Below are 284 nucleotides of genomic sequence, written 5' to 3'. Positions count from 1 at the left end.
AAGGTAGGCCAAGCGGTTAATGCTTGTTTTAAGTCTGTTAATGTTAAGGGATACTTTTCAAACGAAATATAGTGTAGGCGTTTTACGCTTTTTTCACATTCATTTTGAACTTGCATCCGCTCAAGGTGGTCTTTAAAGCGTTGCCACGTATTTAAAAAGTTTAAACCGGTACCAAAACCGGTTTCGGCAATAACAAAATGTGATTGGTCATGATTTTGTAATCGTACATCTATATTATTTTGCTCATAGTACACATAATGCGATTGAGCTAAGCCATCGTCATT

1 pseudogene is annotated in these 284 nt (G+C 36.3%); it reads right to left on the bottom strand.

Annotation, left to right across the window (positions count from 1 at the left end):
- Nucleotides 1-284 (bottom strand): annotated as a pseudogene (locus tag AAEY57_RS19715) (bifunctional tRNA (5-methylaminomethyl-2-thiouridine)(34)-methyltransferase MnmD/FAD-dependent 5-carboxymethylaminomethyl-2-thiouridine(34) oxidoreductase MnmC); the annotation flags it as partial.

This window comes from Pseudoalteromonas sp. MER144-MNA-CIBAN-0113 (assembly GCF_040308965.1).
Classification (GTDB): Bacteria; Pseudomonadota; Gammaproteobacteria; order Enterobacterales; family Alteromonadaceae; genus Pseudoalteromonas; species Pseudoalteromonas tetraodonis.
Note: the sequence above shows the minus strand (reverse complement) of the source record. Positions and strands in the feature narration are given on the sequence as shown.